This is a genomic window from Burkholderia sp. Bp9143 (genome assembly GCF_003853645.1).
GTDB lineage: Bacteria > Pseudomonadota > Gammaproteobacteria > Burkholderiales > Burkholderiaceae > Burkholderia.
On record NZ_QTPO01000006.1, the window covers coordinates 143,730 to 158,392 of the forward strand.

Consider the following 14,663-nt stretch of genomic DNA (forward strand, 5'->3'; position numbering starts at 1 on the left):
GTTACCCGCCAATTTTAGCAAGCGTGATGCGGAACCTCCGGCAACGGCGCCGAAAACCCTCCCAGCGAGTCGCCGCGATCGCGCATGCCGTGCGCGCACATCAGCCTGTACAGCGTGACGCGCGACACGCCGAGTTCTCGCGCCGCGTCGGCAAAACGGCCGCGGTGACGCAGCAGCGCCTGCTCGATCGCCTGCCGTTCGGCCGCTTCCCGCGCCTCGGTGAGCGAGACGGGCGCCAGTATCGCGAATTCGTTGAGTTCGAGATCGGCCGCGGTAATCATCCGGCCCTCCGACATCACGATCGCCCGGCGCACGCGATTGATCAGCTCGCGCACGTTGCCCGGCCACGAATAGCCGTACAGCGCGGCGATCGCGTCCGGCGAGAAACCGCGCAGGCGGCGATGCGCATCACCCTTGAAACGCTCGAGCATGTGGCGCGCCAGCAGCTCGATATCCTTGCCGCGCGCGCGCAGCGGCGGCTCCTCGATCTTCAACACGCACAGCCGATGAAACAGGTCCTCGCGGAACCGCCCTTCGCGCAGCGCCGCTTCCATGTCCACGTGCGTCGCGCAGATCACGCGCACGTCGACCGGAACCGATACATGCGCGCCGAGCCGCTCGATCTTGCCTTCCTGCAGGAACCGCAGCAGGCTCGCCTGGCTCTCGAGCGGCAGGTCGCCGATCTCGTCGAGAAACAGCGTGCCGCCGTTCGCGGCCTCGACACGGCCGATCTTGCGCTGGTTCGCGCCCGTAAACGCGCCGCGCTCATAGCCGAACAGTTCGGCCTGCAGCAGCGTAGACGGAATTGCACCACAGTTGATCGCGACGAACGTCGCATGCGCACGCGCCGAGCGCTCGTGAATCGCAACGGCCGTCAGTTCCTTGCCGGTACCCGATTCGCCGGAGATGAACACCGGTGCATCGGTCGTCGCGACGCGTCGGATCGTCTTGAAGAGCCCGAGCATCGCGTCGCAGGTGCCGACCATCTCGCCTTCGGCACGTCCGGCGCCGACGGGCGCCGCTACCGGGTCGGTCAGCGCGACCATGCCGTGCGCATGGCCGATGGTCTCGACGATACGCGACGCCTCGTACGGCATCGTTACGTAGTCGAAGCAATAGTCACGAATGAGATGCCGCAGCGTGGCGTCCTGCAACTGGCCACGCCGGGTCGCCGCAATCCAGCCGATGTGCTGGATGCTCAGACACGCTTCGAGTTCGCGCAGATCCGCGGGCCGAAAACCCGGCGAGAAATCGAGCAGGCCGGCGGTTGCCACGCCGTGCTGCACGACACGCCGCACGTCGCGTGCGCTTTCCGCAAGATCGACGCGCCACCCGCATTCGTCGAAATGCCCGCGCAACGCGTCGTTCGGCTCGCGCGAGAAATAGATCACATGCCGCTGCTCGGCTCCCATATGCCCACCCCGTTCATCAACCGTCTAACGATTGCAGCACACGCCAAGTCGCGTGCAAAAGGATCGAACCGGGTCAGCCGAAGCGGCTCGATTCGCCATGCCGATGCGGGGCGACGACCGGCCTCGCATGATGGCGCTTATCTCGCGTCCAGTTATTTTTGATCAAGACAGCTTAGTTATAGGCGCCGAATACGACAAACCGATTGCAGCGCTAATGGGCGAGCGGCCGAATCGCTCAATGGTCGACGTTTATCAATCATCTGCACATAGCACACGCGCAGCGACGCGTACCTGCATCGACACACGCGCCGATTTTCATCCCGGAAGCGTACCGATTGAATCCGCAGTATTCCCAAGCCCCTTCGTTTCACGCCTGAAACATTTCCCGGCGCTTTCGATCGCGATTCACGACGCGCCCCTGCGAATCGCAGACGCGACAATGATCTTCGCCCGATGGCATGCATTTCGCTGAATGCGTAACGGATCGGAGAAGGTGGCCATGCGAACACTTTTTTCACTGTATTGCGTGCAGCTGACGATTGCGTTCGCGCTCGCGTGCCCGTTCATGCCGGCACGCTCGGAAGACAGCGCGAAGCCCGAACGCGCGATGCGGGTTACCGATAACGCGCCGCGCATGCAACAGGATCACCGGATCGGCATCGTGCCCGTCGCCGCGCCGCAACCGCGTTCGCCGGACAAGACATCGGTGACGCTGTGGGACGAGCTCGCCCCGCCGGCTCCGCCGCCGGTGCCGATTCCCGCGCCGCTTCCCGGCAACGCCCAGCATGCGATGGAACGAGACGCAGGGAACCGCATGCATCAATAATCGGCGCACGATTCCATCACACCGCTCAATCGATCAGGATTACAGATAAATTGAACGACGCAGGTCGTTTCCTGCAGCGTCGATATCGCGACGCAAACCGTCTTTGTGTCCGTCCCCCGGCGGGCACTCTTTTTATTCAGGACATCACCGCGCAAAGGCTGCATAGCGTCGCCACCGCCGACGAGGTGCGGCAGGCCGGAAACCGCAAATACACGTGCGCATCCGCAGCGGCGCCGTCGCGCGCCGCCATTCCGGTAGAATCGGCGCCATTCCGGTTCTCCTCTTCCCCGACCTTCATGACGACGTTGACCCTGATCGTCGCGCGCGCCCGCAACGGTATCATCGGCCGCGACAACCAGTTGCCCTGGAAACTGCCCGAGGACCTCGCGTTCTTCAAGCGCACGACGATGGGCGCCCCGATCGTGATGGGCCGCAAGACCCACGAGTCGATCGGCCGGCCCTTGCCGGGCCGCCGCAATATCGTCGTCACGCGCGACGCAGCGCGCCGTTTCGACGGCTGCGACACAGTCACGTCGCTTGCCGATGCGCTCGCGCTCGCCGCGCGCGACGGTGTGGCCGAAGCGTTCCTGATCGGCGGCGCGCAGCTCTATGCGGAAGGCCTCGTGCTCGCCGACAAGCTGGTCGTCACCGAGATCGATGCGGACTTCGACGGCGATGCGTCGTTCCCGGCGCCCGATCCCGTGCACTGGCGTGAAGTGTCGCGCGACCCGCACCAGGCCGCCGCGCCGAACACGTTCGGCTATGCGTTCGTCGTGTACGAGCGCAAGCGCGGCTGACACGCGGCACACGATAAAAAAGCCCGCCCGGCTCGCTCGCGCCGGTCGGGCTTTTTCGTTTCCTGGCGGCCGATGCCGCGCCGCTTACTGCCCGGCGATCGTCATCTGCTCGATCAGCACCGAGCCCGTTTCCTTCGTACCGCGCACGATCGAATCCGCGCCGATCGCGACGATATGCCGGAACATCTCCTGCAGCGTGCTCGCGACAGTGATTTCCTCGACCGGATACTGGATCACGCCGTTCTCGACCCAGAAGCCGGCCGCACCGCGCGAATAGTCGCCGGTCACGTAGTTCACGCCCTGCCCCATCAGCTCGGTCAGCAGCAGGCCCGTGCCGAGCTTCTTCAGCATCGCGTCGAAATCGTCGCCCGGCTGCGTGTTCGAGCTGCGCAGCGCGAGGTTGTGCGAGCCGCCCGCGTTGCCGGTCGTCTGCGTGCCGAGCTTGCGCGCCGAATAGGTCGACAGGAAGTAGCCTTCGACCACACCGTCGTTGACGACACTGCGCGCACGCGTACGCACGCCTTCCTCGTCGAACGGCGCGCTGCCCATCGCGCGCGGCACGTGCGGATCCTCGACGACCTGGACGTGCGGTGCGAACACCGGCTTGCCGAGGCTGTCGACGAGGAACGACGTCTTGCGGTACAGCGCGCCGCCGCTGACGGCCTGAACGAATGCGCCCAGCAGGCCGGCCGCCAGCGGCGCCTCGAACAGCACGGGCACCTTGCGGGTGTCGAGACGGCGCGCGCCCATCCGCGCCAGCGCACGCTCGGCCGCATATCGCCCGACGGCTTCCGGCGCCGCGAGATCGACCGCGCTGCGCTTCGACGAATACCAGTCGTCGCGCTGCATGTGGCGGCCGGTGCCCGCGATCGGCGCGCACGCGATGTAGTGGCGCGAATACGGATAGCCGGCGAGGAAACCGCGCGATGTCGCGAGCACGAACTGCGAATGCTGCGCCGACACGCTCGCGCCTTCCGAGTTGCGGATCTGCGGGCTGACCGCGAACGCGGCGTCTTCCGCGCGGCGGGCGAGTTCGACGGCCTCGTCGGCCGTCAGCGCCCACGGGTGATAGAGGTCGAGGTCGCGCGGGTCGGTTTCGAGCAGCTCGGCCTCGGCGAGGCCGGCCGCGTCGTCTTCGGCCGTGAAGCGCGCGATGTTGTACGCGGCAGCGACGGTATCCTTGATCGCGGCCGGAGAGAAGTCCGACGTGCTCGCGTTACCGCGCTTCTTGCCGATGAACACCGTCACGCCGACCATCTTGTCGCGGTTGTGTTCGATCGTCTCGACCTCGCCGCGGCGCACTGACACCGACAGGCCGTCGCCTTCGGAGATTTCGGTCGCGGCGTCCGTCGCGCCGAGCGCCTTCGCATGGCGAAGGATGTCCGAGGCAATTTCTTTGAGCTGGTCCTGCGTGTGCGGGAAATAGCGCGCTTGTACGTCGAGATTGGCTGCCATCGTCGTGATATCCGGTGGCGGGCGAGCCGCCCGCATGTTCAAAATGTTGCGTATCCCGCGATCATAGCAAGGTCCGGGGCCACATACCGACAAGCTTGGGGTATCCGCGCCGCGATACAATGCCGCCCATGACACGCAAAACCCGAATCCAGCCGATCGAGCACGCCGACGACGACGCCGGCAATGGCTACGATCGCCCCAGCAAATCCCAGTTGAAACGCGAGATGCACGCGCTGCAGGAGCTCGGCCAGGCCCTGGTCGATCTGCCGAAGGACGCGCTCAAGCGCATGCCGATGCCCGAGGACCTCGCGGACGCAGTGCGCGAGGCGCGCCGGATCACCGACCACGAAGGCAAGCGCCGCCAGCTCCAGTACGTCGGCCGCGTGATGCGCTCGCTGACCGACGAGGAAACGGCCGCGCTGCGCACCGCGCTCGACGCCCAGCGTGGCGTGAACAGGGCCGCAACCGCCCGCCTGCACTGGATCGAGCGCACGCGCGAACAGTTGCTCGCGAACGACGACGCGCTGACCGAATTCCTCCGCCAGCACCCCGAAGCCGACATCCAGGAAGGCCGTACGCTGATCCGCAACGCGCGCAAGGAAGCGCAGCAAGGCAAGCCGCCGCGCTATTTCCGCGAGCTGTTCCAGTGGATCAAGACCGCGAGCGGTACGGACGAGGCGGACGGAGACGAAGCGCCGGACGACGCCGGAGACGACCATGACGACGAAGCGTAACCACCCGGACGAACTCGTGGTCGGCCTCGTGTCGATCAGCGACCGCGCCAGCACGGGCGTCTACGAGGACAAGGGCATCCCGGCGCTCCAGGAATGGCTCGCCGGCGCGCTGCGCTCGCCGTGGCGCGCCGAAACACGGCTGATCCAGGATGACGCGCCGACGATCTCCGCCACGCTGGCTGAACTCGTCGACGTTGCCGGCTGCGATCTGGTACTGACGACGGGCGGCACCGGCCCCGCGCGCCGCGACGTGACGCCGGAGGCCACGCTGGCCGTGGCGACGAAGGAAATGCCGGGATTTGGCGAACAGATGCGGCAGATCAGCCTGAATTTCGTGCCGACCGCGATCCTGTCGCGGCAGGTCGCGGTGATCCGCGAGACGGCCGACCACGCGGCGCTGATCATCAACCTGCCCGGCCAGCCGAAGTCGATCCGGGAAACGCTCGAAGGGCTGCGCGACGCCGACGGCAAGTCGACCGTGCCCGGCATCTTCGCCGCGGTGCCCTACTGCATCGATCTGATCGGCGGCCCGTACATCGAGACCGACGCCGCGGTGGTCGCGGCGTTCCGGCCGAAAAACGCGCAGCGCGCGCCACGCTGAGTGCGTGCCGGGCCGCTCAGGCGGCGGGCGCGGACTCGCCTGCCGGCACCGACGCGGCCGGAATCAGGAAATGCTCGCGGTAGTACTTCAGTTCATCGATCGACTCGTGGATGTCCGCGAGCGCCGTGTGCATCGCGCGCTTCTGGAAGCCCTTGTAGATCGCCGGCTGCCAGCGGCGGCACAGCTCCTTGAGCGTGCTGACATCCAGGTTGCGGTAGTGGAAGAATCGCTCGAATTCCGGCATCCAGCGCGCCATGAAGCGGCGATCCTGGCAGATCGAGTTGCCGCACATCGGCGACTTGCCGGGCGACACGTACTGCGCGAGGAACGCCTGCAGTTGCGCGGCGGCGTCCGCCTCGGTCACGGTCGACGCGCGCACGCGGTCGATCAGGCCCGAGCGGCCGTGCGTCGACTTGTTCCAGTCGTCCATCTTCGCGAGCGTTTCGTCGCTCTGGTGGATCGCGAACACGGGGCCTTCCACCGCGATGTCGAGCGTGGAATTGGTCACGACGACCGCGACTTCGATGATGCGGTCGTTATCCGGGTCGAGGCCCGTCATCTCCATGTCGAGCCAGACGAGGTTCAACTCGTTGCGCACGAGCGCGGGCTGGCTGGCGGAAGCGGCGGTATCGGTCATGAGTCATCCTGGAAAATGGCGGACGGCGCGCGGCGCCGCCCGGGCGGCCGGCGTCGCGTGAGCGGGCCCGGTCCGCAAGAACATATAATTCTCGCATAGAACCCTTTGGCGCCTTCGATGTCACCCTTTTCGTTCACCCTGCTGTTCGCGATCGCCGTGCTCGCGATGGTCGTCACCAAGCTGTGGCTCGCGTCGCGGCAGATCCGCTTCGTCGCCGCACACCGCAACGGCGTGCCCGCGCAGTTCAGCGCCACCATTCCGCTGACCGCCCACCAGCGCGCGGCCGACTATACGGTCGAGCGCACCCGGCTGGCGATGTTCGAGATCGTCGTCAGCGCGGCCGTGCTGGTCGGCCTCACGCTGCTCGGCGGCGTCGGCGCCCTTGACGCCCTGCTGACGGGCTGGTTCGGCCGCGGCTACGGGCAGCAGGTCGCGCTGGTCGCCGCCGTCCTCGCGATCATGAGCGTGATCGACGTGCCGTTCGAGTATTACCGCCAGTTCGGGATCGAGCAGCGGTTCGGCTTCAACCGGATGACCAAGCGCCTGTTCTTCACCGACATGCTGAAAAACACGCTGCTCGGCGCCGTGCTCGGCCTGCCGCTGCTGTTCATCGTGCTCTGGCTGATGAACCAGGCCGGCAGCCTGTGGTGGCTGTGGACCTGGATCGTCTGGGTCGCGTTCCAGATGCTCGTGCTGCTGATCTACCCGACCTTCATCGCGCCGATCTTCAACAAGTTCGAACCGCTGAAGGACGAAGCGCTGCGCACGCGCATCGAATCGCTGATGAAACGGTGCGGCTTCGCAGCGAAGGGCCTGTTCGTGATGGACGGCAGCCGCCGTTCCGCGCACGGCAACGCGTACTTCACGGGCTTCGGCGCCTCGAAGCGGATCGTGTTCTTCGACACGCTGCTCGCGCGGCTGACGGGCCAGGAAATCGAGGCCGTGCTCGCGCACGAACTCGGCCACTTCAAGCGCCGCCACGTGATGAAGCGGATGCTCGTGTCGTTCGTGCTGAGCCTCGTGCTGCTCGCGCTGCTCGGCTGGCTCGCGCAGCGCACATGGTTCTATACGGGCCTTGGCGTCACGCCGTCGCTCGACACGAGCAACGCGGGCGCCGCACTCGTGCTGTTCTTCCTCGCGATCCCCGTGTTCCTGTTCTTCGCGACACCGTTCAGCAGCCTGACGTCGCGCAAGCATGAATTCGAGGCCGACGCGTTCGCGGCCAGCCAGACCGACGCGCAGGATCTCGTCAGCGCGCTCGTGAAGCTTTACGAGGACAATGCGTCGACGCTCACGCCGGACCCCGTCTACACGGCCTTCTACTACTCGCATCCGCCCGCGTCGCAGCGGATCGACCGCCTGATGCAGCACGCATGAGCCGGCCGACCTCCCGCAAGCCGGCCCCGCGCGCACCGGGCGCGCCGCGTGTCGAAGGCCGCGTGATCGCGGCGCACGGCCGCCACTACATCGTCGCGCCCGACGACGGTGGCCCGATGCTGCAGTGCTTCCCGCGCGGCAAGAAAAGCGAGATCGCGGTCGGTGACTGCGTCGTGTACGAGCAGGCATCGGCCGACCAGGGCGTGATCGTCGAGATCGGTGAGCGGCGCAACCTGCTGTACCGTTCCGACCAGTTCAAGTCGAAGCTGTTCGCGGCCAACCTCGATCAGTTGCTGATCGTGCTCGCGACCGAGCCCTATTTCAGCGAGGACCTGCTCGGTCGCGCGCTGATCGCGGCCGAAGCGAACGAGCTGAAGCCGCTCGTCGTGCTGAACAAGATCGACGTCGAGGCCGCGCTGCCGGTCGCCCGCGAGCGCCTCGCGCCCTACCGCGCGCTCGGCTACGACGTGCTCGAACTGTCGGTGAAGGGCTCGCCCGACGATGCGCGCGCGCAGCTGATGCCGCATCTGGCCGGCCATTCGACGATCCTGCTCGGCCAGTCCGGGATGGGCAAGTCGACGCTCGTGAACCTGCTCGTGCCCGATGCCGAGGCCGCGACCCGCGAAATCTCGGCCGCGCTCAACAGTGGCCGCCACACGACGACGTTCACGCGCCTCTATCCGCTCGAAGGCGGCGGCGCGCTGATCGATTCGCCGGGTTTCCAGGAATTCGGCCTCTACCACCTGACGGAAGGCCGCCTCGAGCGCGCGTTTCCGGAATTCCGCCCGCTGCTCGCGGACTGTCGTTTCTATAATTGCCATCATCTGCACGAGCCGGGCTGCGCGATTCTCGAAGCCGTCGCCGACGGCCGCATTGCGCCGTCGCGGCATGCGCTTTACGCGCAACTCGTGCACGAGGCAAGCCAGATCGTCCGCTGACCGCACGGCGGACAGAAGGCCGCCGGGCCAGCCCGGCCTTCACCGACAGGAGCCGCGATGCGTTTCAAGGCCCCCGATCTCGCCACCGCGCAACATTGGGCGAATGTGTTGCAAGTGGCCGGCATCGGTTGCGAGCTGCACAACTGCTACGCGACCGGCGCGCTCGGCGGCCTGCCCGCCGACGCATGCACCCCAGAGCTGTGGCTCGACGACGAGCGCGACGATGCGCTCGCGCGGCGGCTTCTCGATGCCGCGTCGCATGGCCCGTCGGCCGGCGCCGCGCCGTGGCGCTGTCGCCAGTGCGGCGAGGCGCTCGAGGCCCAGTTCACCGCCTGCTGGCAATGCGGCGCCGTGCGCGATCCGCTCGACGACTGAGCGGACTGGCCTGACGCACAGCAAAAAGGCCGGCATGAAGCCGGCCTTTTCATTTCATCGCGCACTGCGCTGCCGCGTCACGATACCCAGACGGCCAGCGTCAGCATCAACAGCAGGATCATCCACAGAATCACCGCGCGCCACACCAGGCCGACCGCCGACTGCAGCGTGCGCGGCGTGCAATCATCACCGACCGTCAACGGACCGCTGTCGCCGACCGCCAGCGCGTCGAGGCTCGACGGTTCCGCGAGCGGCCCCGCGAGGCGCGCGCCGAGCGCGCCACTGCCGGCCGCGAGCAGCACGCCGTCGTTCGCGTCGGGCCACTGGCGCGTGTGATTGCGCCACGCGTAGATCGCATCCTCGAAGTTGCCCACGATCGCGAAGCCGAGCGCGGTCAGCCGCGACGGAATCCAGTCGATCACGAAGAACGCGCGCTGCGCGAACGTCGAGAACGCGGCCGTGCGATCGTCGCCCGGCGTCGACCAGCTGCGCGCGAGATATTCGGAGATGCGGTACAGCACGGCGCCGGCCGGACCGATCGGCAGCACGTACCAGAAGAACACGCCGAACACGTGGCGATGCGACGCAACGACCGCATGAATCAGCGTATGACGGACGATTTCGCCGACCGGCATATCGACCGTGTCGAGGCCCGTCCACTCGTGCAGGATTTCACGCGCGCGCGGCACGTCGTCGTTGTTGAGCGCGAGATGGATATCGGTGAAGTAGTGGCTGAACTGGCGGAAGCCGAGCGTGAAATACACGACGACGACGTTCCAGATGAACGCGAGCACGAAGCTCACCTTGTACAGCAGGAAGTAGATCAGCGCGACGACCAGCACCCACGGCAGCACGACTGCGAGCCATGCGAGCACACCATGCTTCTGCTTGCCGGCGTCGAGGCCATGCGCGACGGTTTCCGCATGAAACTGGAACAGCGCGAACACCGGATTGCTCGGCGACAACGCGCGGACCTGTTCGATGATGAGAGCGAGGAGAACCGAAAAGAAAGTCATGCGTGCGCCGTCTTCGGAGTTATGTCATTTTTTGCATAACGATAGCACAGCGTAAGCAGCGAATGGCTGACGATGCGACTGCTCGGCGGCCGGCCGCGTGGACCGGACGGCGCGGGAGATCATCCGGCTGCCAAGAAGCGGTACAGATTGCGCAACATGCCGGCAGTTGCGCCCCAGATGAAGTAATGCCCGGCCGATTCGCCATTCGGATAGGGCATCGCAAAAAAACGACGCTCGCCGCCTTCCCAGCGAAACACGCGCACCTGATGGTTCGCGGGACTCATCAGGAACGCGAGCGGCACCTCGAAAATCTCGGCGACTTCGAACGTGTCGGCCTGCACGGTGAACGGCGGATGCACGAGCCCAACGACGGGCGCCACGCAGAAGCCGGTACCCGTCAGGTAGTCGGGCAGCGCACCGAGAATCTCCACCCGTTCGGCGGCCAGCCCGATTTCTTCCTTCGCCTCGCGCAATGCGGTCGCGGTCGTATCGCGATCGAACGGCTCGCGACGGCCGCCTGGGAAGCTGATCTGCCCGGCGTGGTCGTTCAGGTGATCGGCGCGCTGAGTCAGCAGCACGGTGAGGCCGCTCTCGCGGACGACGAGCGGCACGAGGACGGCGGCGCTGCGCGGATCGACACCCTCCTGCAACCGTGCCTCGACCGGCTCGACGCTCCAGTCGAGCGTGCGCGCGAAACGCTCGCGCAGCCCGGGCGGTGTCATCAGGCGGGAATCGATTGATGGCAGGCCGGCGCCGGTGCCTTCGACCGGCAGCACTTCGGGATCAATGATGGGGCGGCGATTCAATGGGGCTCTCTGGTTCGTGACGTATCGAGCATATTGTCGCGCCAGAATGAAAAAAGCACCCGGGAGGGTGCTTTTTCCTTACAGCTCTTACTCTTGGGAAGCTGCTGCGGCGCGATCCTTCGACACCAGCTTTTCCTTGATTCGAGCCGACTTGCCCGAACGCTCGCGCAGGTAGTACAGCTTCGCACGACGCACATCACCGCGACGCTTCACGGCGATGCTCGCCAGCAGCGGCGAGTAGGTCTGGAACGTACGCTCGACGCCTTCGCCCGACGAGATCTTGCGGACGATGAAGTTCGAGTTCAGGCCACGGTTGCGAATCGCGATCACGACGCCTTCGTACGCCTGAACGCGCTTGCGGTTACCTTCAACCACGTTCACGTTCACGATCACCGTGTCGCCCGGGGCGAATTCGGGGATCGTCTTGCCGGCGAGCGCGCGCTCGATTTCTTCCTGCTCAAGTTTTGCAATCAGATTCATCACTGACTCCTAAAGCCATCTTGTCGGCGTTTGCACCCGCCTGCTTCCAGGCTTGGCCCCGATAGAGGATGGATTCACATCAGGCGCCGCACACGCATGCACGGCACCGCCATTTCCCGCCCGCGACGCCGCCTCAGGAGGCGTTCTTCGCTTCGCGTGCGAGGTTCGCAAGCCACGCCTCGTCGGCGCGGCTCAGCAACTTCTCGCGGCGCGCCCGGACGATCAGGTCCGGCCGCTTCCGCAACGTATTCTTCAATGCTTCCTGACGCCGCCACCGCTCGATCTCGGCATGATGCCCGCCGAGCAGCACGTCCGGCACGCGCATCCCCTCGTATTCCTCGGGGCGCGTGTAATGCGGACAATCGAGCAGCCCGTCGGCGAAGCTGTCCTGCACGGCCGACTGCGCATCGTTCAGCACGCCGGGCAGCAGACGCACGACGGCATCCATCATCGCCATCGCCGGCAGTTCGCCGCCGGACAGAACGAAATCGCCGAGGCTGATTTCCTCGTCGACGCAACGGTCGAGCAGACGCTGATCGATCGCCTCGTAGCGGCCGCACAGCACAATGACACCCGGCTCCTGCGCCATCCGCACCGCACGTTCGTGCGTGAACGGCGCACCTTGCGGCGACATCATCACCACACGCGTGCTCGCGACGCCCTGCTCCGCCTGCGCCGCTTTCGCAGCACCGATTGCGGCCTCGAGCGGCTTGGCCAGCATCACCATGCCCGGACCGCCGCCGTACGGACGATCGTCGACCGTGCGGTAGTTGTCCGTCGTGAAATCACGCGGGTTCCAAGTGCGCAGCCCGAAGCGCTCCTGCTTCACGGCCCGGCTGGTAATTCCCCAGTCGGTCAGCGCGCGGAACATTTCGGGAAAGAGCGTGATGACGTCGAACTGCACCGCGCTCTCCGTAACCTGGTTCATGAGTAATCGGCTTCCCAGTCGACGACGATCCGACGCGCCGCCTGATCCACCGTTTTGACATAAACGCCGACGAACGGAATCAGCCGTTCGTCGGTGGTCGGCTTACCGTCCTTGCCGACCGCCGGATACTCGACGCGCATGATCGAATGCACGCCGTTGTCGATCATCCCGCTCACTGTCCCGAGCGCCACCGATTGCTCGTTGACGACCTCGAGGCCGATCAGGTCGACCCAATAGAATTCGTCCGCGGCCAATGCCGGGAAATCTTCTCGGCGCACGAACACGCGAAAGCCGCGCAAAGCCAGTGCGGCATCGCGGTCGCTGACACCCGCGGTATGCGCGACGACAGTATCGCCGTGCGTCTTCGACTGCAGGATGCGGGCGGACAACCGCTCCCCACCCCGCTCCAGCCACCAGCGGCGCGCCGTGAGCAGCGCATCGCCGCCGCGACCGGCGTCGGCATGCGTCGCCACCTTGACCCAGCCTTTCAGGCCGTAGGCATCGACTACCGCCCCGACCTCGACAGCATCGTCGGGCCAGGCTTGCACCGCTTCAAGACTGCCGTGCTCGGCAGCCGCACCGGCGCTCGCGACAGAGTCGCGCTCGACCGGCTTGCGGACGAATGCGCCAAACGACGCTCGCCCGCGCTTTGCGTTACCGGAATCGTGACCGGACATCAATGCTCCTTGCAGCCGGCACGACCGGCACACCGCGCCATTAGGCAGCCGGTTGCGCCTTTTGCGCTTCCTTCACGAGACGCTGGACGGTCGGCGACAGTTGCGCGCCAACGCCTTGCCAGTACGTCAGGCGGTCCTGAGCGATACGCAGCGATTCGCCCTTCGTGGCGACCGGGTTGTAGAAGCCGACGCGCTCGATGAAGCGGCCGTCACGACGGTTGCGCGAATCGGTAGCGACGATGTTGTAGAACGGGCGCTTCTTCGAGCCGCCGCGAGCCAGACGGATGATAACCATATGAAATCCTTCGGGAAAACCGGGTTCGAAACTACTGAAACGTGCGATTATAGCCGGAAACCAAAGCCACAACAAACACTTACGCGCAAAAATTCCGCAGACGCCCTGTTCGCCGGGCATACAATCGTCGTGTCCACGACGCTCCCCCGCCGCCATGCCGCTATTTTGCGTCACCCCGGCGCGCCGCGCGCAGCACCGCCTCGCAGGCTTGCTGACCGGCCTCGTCATCTGTCTCGCATCCACCGCGGCTTGCGCCGCCCCACCGGTGGACGAACTCGTCGTGCCGCCCGGCTTCCACGTCCACTTACTGACCGACGCCGTGCCGACCGCCCGCGAAATGGCGTGGTCGCCGCGCGGGATCCTGTATGTCGGCTCGCGGGAAGGCCGCGTGCATGCATTCGTGATGCAGGAGGGCCGGATCACGGCGCGCTACGTGATCGCATCGGGGCTCGACATGCCCGTCGGCGTCGCGTATCGCAACGGCGCACTCTATATCTCCGCCGTGTCGCGCATCCTGCGCCTCGACCACATCGACGACCGGCTCGCCGGGCCGCCTGCGCCGGCGGTCGTGACGGACACACTGCCGACCGATCATCATCACGGCTGGAAATTCATCGCGTTCGGCCCCGACGGCAAGCTCTACGTGCCGACCGGCGCACCGTGCAACGTCTGCCTCGCCGATCGCAGCCGGTACGCGATCATCGCACGCATGAACGCCGACGGCAGCGGCCGCGAAGTGTTTGCCCGCGGCGTGCGCAATACCGTCGGCTTCGCGTGGCACCCCGATTCGGGCGAACTTTGGTTCACCGACAACGGTCGCGACATGATGGGCGACGACGTGCCCGACGACAAGCTGAACCGTGCGCCGCGTGCGGGCCTCGATTTCGGCTTTCCGTACTGCCACGGCGGCGACACGCCCGACCCCGAATTTGGGAGCCCCGACGTGTGCCGGCGCTATGTGCCGCCCGTGCTGAGACTCGGCGCGCACGTCGCGGCACTCGGCATGCGCTTCTATACGGGGCCGATGTTTCCGGCGTCGTATCGCAACAACATCTTCATTGCCGAACACGGTTCGTGGAATCGCAGCACGAAAGTCGGCTACCGCGTGATGCGCGCTGTCGTGTCGGCCGACGGCAGTCATACACGCCAGACACCGTTCATCACGGGCTGGCTGCGCGCGGACGGCACCGTCTGGGGGCGCCCGGCCGACGTACTGCCGCTGCCGGACGGCTCGCTGCTCGTCAGCGACGACTACGCGGGTGCCATATACCGCGTCACCTATGCGGCACCTTGACGCAGGCGAGGGGTG

18 protein-coding genes are annotated in these 14,663 nt (G+C 66.1%); 9 read left to right on the forward strand and 9 right to left on the reverse strand.

Translation table 11 applies throughout. The features are described from left to right. Positions 1-14 precede the first annotated feature (14 nt). Positions 15-1,412: a sigma-54 dependent transcriptional regulator gene (locus DIE23_RS06410; protein WP_124611333.1), complete on the reverse strand. Its 1,398-nt coding sequence runs from the start codon at positions 1,410-1,412 to the stop codon at positions 15-17. A gap of 127 nt (positions 1,413-1,539) precedes the next feature. Between DIE23_RS06410 and DIE23_RS06415 the strand changes: the two genes are divergently transcribed. The 3 genes from DIE23_RS06415 (at position 1,540) to DIE23_RS06425 (ending at position 3,035) form a co-directional block, all read left to right on the forward strand. Next, complete coding sequence (locus tag DIE23_RS06415; protein WP_124611334.1) at positions 1,540-1,884, forward strand: hypothetical protein; 345 nt, start codon at positions 1,540-1,542, stop codon at positions 1,882-1,884. Positions 1,885-1,911: 27 nt separating this feature from the next. Further along, positions 1,912-2,238, forward strand: coding sequence for a hypothetical protein (locus DIE23_RS06420; protein WP_124611335.1), 327 nt, complete (start codon positions 1,912-1,914; stop codon positions 2,236-2,238). A 296-nt stretch (positions 2,239-2,534) separates the two neighbouring features. Beyond that, the gene (locus tag DIE23_RS06425) at positions 2,535-3,035 is read left to right on the forward strand and encodes a dihydrofolate reductase (protein WP_124611336.1); all 501 of its coding nucleotides are present in this window, start codon (positions 2,535-2,537) and stop codon (positions 3,033-3,035) included. Between the two features lie 84 nt (positions 3,036-3,119). On the opposite strand, the gene pmbA is transcribed toward DIE23_RS06425, so the two are convergent. After that, a complete protein-coding gene (gene pmbA / locus DIE23_RS06430) occupies positions 3,120-4,490 on the reverse strand; it encodes a metalloprotease PmbA (RefSeq protein WP_044844808.1) in 1,371 nt (456 codons plus the stop codon). A gap of 128 nt (positions 4,491-4,618) precedes the next feature. Here pmbA and yjgA point away from each other — a divergent pair, with 128 nt between their 5' ends. Together yjgA and mog are read left to right on the forward strand one after the other, a co-directional pair. Next, the gene (yjgA, locus tag DIE23_RS06435) at positions 4,619-5,224 is read left to right on the forward strand and encodes a ribosome biogenesis factor YjgA (RefSeq protein WP_311767806.1); all 606 of its coding nucleotides are present in this window, start codon (positions 4,619-4,621) and stop codon (positions 5,222-5,224) included. Beyond that, positions 5,208-5,825: a molybdopterin adenylyltransferase gene (gene mog, locus DIE23_RS06440; protein WP_124611338.1), complete on the forward strand. Its 618-nt coding sequence runs from the start codon at positions 5,208-5,210 to the stop codon at positions 5,823-5,825. Before yjgA ends, mog begins: the two co-directional genes overlap by 17 nt. Positions 5,826-5,841: 16 nt before the next feature. On the opposite strand, the gene orn is transcribed toward mog, so the two are convergent. After that, entirely contained in the window at positions 5,842-6,462 is a 621-nt protein-coding gene (gene orn, locus DIE23_RS06445; protein ID WP_124611339.1) for an oligoribonuclease, read from the reverse strand. A 117-nt stretch (positions 6,463-6,579) separates the two neighbouring features. On the opposite strand from orn, the gene DIE23_RS06450 reads away from it, so the two are divergent. Genes DIE23_RS06450 through DIE23_RS06460 form a run of 3 tightly spaced genes read left to right on the forward strand, consistent with a single transcriptional unit; the run spans position 6,580 to position 9,152 of the window. Beyond that, on the forward strand, positions 6,580-7,839 hold the full coding sequence (locus DIE23_RS06450) for a M48 family metallopeptidase (protein ID WP_124611340.1): 1,260 nt from the start codon (positions 6,580-6,582) through the stop codon (positions 7,837-7,839). Continuing rightward, positions 7,836-8,777, forward strand: a complete 942-nt coding sequence (gene rsgA, locus DIE23_RS06455; protein ID WP_124611341.1) for a ribosome small subunit-dependent GTPase A — start codon at positions 7,836-7,838, stop codon at positions 8,775-8,777. The genes DIE23_RS06450 and rsgA overlap by 4 nt, the downstream gene beginning before the upstream one ends. 57 nt (positions 8,778-8,834) lie before the next feature. Beyond that, positions 8,835-9,152 (forward strand): putative signal transducing protein, encoded by a 318-nt coding sequence (locus DIE23_RS06460; protein WP_011351362.1) that lies wholly within the window; start codon positions 8,835-8,837, stop codon positions 9,150-9,152. A gap of 77 nt (positions 9,153-9,229) precedes the next feature. Here DIE23_RS06460 and DIE23_RS06465 read toward each other — a convergent pair whose 3' ends face one another. From DIE23_RS06465 to rpsP, 6 genes are all read right to left on the reverse strand, one after another. After that, entirely contained in the window at positions 9,230-10,168 is a 939-nt protein-coding gene (locus DIE23_RS06465; protein ID WP_124611342.1) for a CobD/CbiB family protein, read from the reverse strand. A 119-nt stretch (positions 10,169-10,287) separates the two neighbouring features. Beyond that, positions 10,288-10,974: a CoA pyrophosphatase gene (locus DIE23_RS06470; protein ID WP_124611343.1), complete on the reverse strand. Its 687-nt coding sequence runs from the start codon at positions 10,972-10,974 to the stop codon at positions 10,288-10,290. Between the two features lie 87 nt (positions 10,975-11,061). Next, positions 11,062-11,454, reverse strand: coding sequence for a 50S ribosomal protein L19 (rplS, locus tag DIE23_RS06475; protein WP_124611344.1), 393 nt, complete (start codon positions 11,452-11,454; stop codon positions 11,062-11,064). Positions 11,455-11,587: 133 nt separating this feature from the next. Next, positions 11,588-12,382, reverse strand: coding sequence for a tRNA (guanosine(37)-N1)-methyltransferase TrmD (trmD, locus tag DIE23_RS06480; RefSeq protein ID WP_124611345.1), 795 nt, complete (start codon positions 12,380-12,382; stop codon positions 11,588-11,590). Then, positions 12,379-13,059: a ribosome maturation factor RimM gene (gene rimM, locus DIE23_RS06485; RefSeq protein WP_124611346.1), complete on the reverse strand. Its 681-nt coding sequence runs from the start codon at positions 13,057-13,059 to the stop codon at positions 12,379-12,381. Before rimM ends, trmD begins: the two co-directional genes overlap by 4 nt. Positions 13,060-13,099: 40 nt before the next feature. Continuing rightward, positions 13,100-13,354 (reverse strand): 30S ribosomal protein S16, encoded by a 255-nt coding sequence (gene rpsP / locus DIE23_RS06490; RefSeq protein ID WP_006476550.1) that lies wholly within the window; start codon positions 13,352-13,354, stop codon positions 13,100-13,102. A gap of 154 nt (positions 13,355-13,508) precedes the next feature. Here rpsP and DIE23_RS06495 point away from each other — a divergent pair, with 154 nt between their 5' ends. After that, on the forward strand, positions 13,509-14,648 hold the full coding sequence (locus DIE23_RS06495) for a sorbosone dehydrogenase family protein (protein WP_124611347.1): 1,140 nt from the start codon (positions 13,509-13,511) through the stop codon (positions 14,646-14,648). Positions 14,649-14,663 lie beyond the last annotated feature (15 nt).

Bases quoted from the DNA above. Each gene is read 5' to 3' on its own strand.
- mog (WP_124611338.1), top strand. From the start codon at position 5,208: ATGACGACGAAGCGTAACCACCCGGACGAACTCGTGGTCGGCCTCGTG.
- rplS (WP_124611344.1), bottom strand. From the start codon at position 11,454: ATGAATCTGATTGCAAAACTTGAGCAGGAAGAAATCGAGCGCGCGCTC.
- trmD (WP_124611345.1), bottom strand. From the start codon at position 12,382: ATGAACCAGGTTACGGAGAGCGCGGTGCAGTTCGACGTCATCACGCTC.
- yjgA (WP_311767806.1), top strand. From the start codon at position 4,619: ATGACACGCAAAACCCGAATCCAGCCGATCGAGCACGCCGACGACGAC.
- DIE23_RS06410 (WP_124611333.1), bottom strand. From the start codon at position 1,412: ATGGGAGCCGAGCAGCGGCATGTGATCTATTTCTCGCGCGAGCCGAAC.
- DIE23_RS06425 (WP_124611336.1), top strand. From the start codon at position 2,535: ATGACGACGTTGACCCTGATCGTCGCGCGCGCCCGCAACGGTATCATC.
- rsgA (WP_124611341.1), top strand. From the start codon at position 7,836: ATGAGCCGGCCGACCTCCCGCAAGCCGGCCCCGCGCGCACCGGGCGCG.
- DIE23_RS06465 (WP_124611342.1), bottom strand. From the start codon at position 10,168: ATGACTTTCTTTTCGGTTCTCCTCGCTCTCATCATCGAACAGGTCCGC.
- DIE23_RS06495 (WP_124611347.1), top strand. From the start codon at position 13,509: ATGCCGCTATTTTGCGTCACCCCGGCGCGCCGCGCGCAGCACCGCCTC.
- pmbA (WP_044844808.1), bottom strand. From the start codon at position 4,490: ATGGCAGCCAATCTCGACGTACAAGCGCGCTATTTCCCGCACACGCAG.
- orn (WP_124611339.1), bottom strand. From the start codon at position 6,462: ATGACCGATACCGCCGCTTCCGCCAGCCAGCCCGCGCTCGTGCGCAAC.
- DIE23_RS06415 (WP_124611334.1), top strand. From the start codon at position 1,540: ATGATGGCGCTTATCTCGCGTCCAGTTATTTTTGATCAAGACAGCTTA.
- DIE23_RS06420 (WP_124611335.1), top strand. From the start codon at position 1,912: ATGCGAACACTTTTTTCACTGTATTGCGTGCAGCTGACGATTGCGTTC.
- rimM (WP_124611346.1), bottom strand. From the start codon at position 13,059: ATGTCCGGTCACGATTCCGGTAACGCAAAGCGCGGGCGAGCGTCGTTT.
- DIE23_RS06460 (WP_011351362.1), top strand. From the start codon at position 8,835: ATGCGTTTCAAGGCCCCCGATCTCGCCACCGCGCAACATTGGGCGAAT.
- rpsP (WP_006476550.1), bottom strand. From the start codon at position 13,354: ATGGTTATCATCCGTCTGGCTCGCGGCGGCTCGAAGAAGCGCCCGTTC.
- DIE23_RS06450 (WP_124611340.1), top strand. From the start codon at position 6,580: ATGTCACCCTTTTCGTTCACCCTGCTGTTCGCGATCGCCGTGCTCGCG.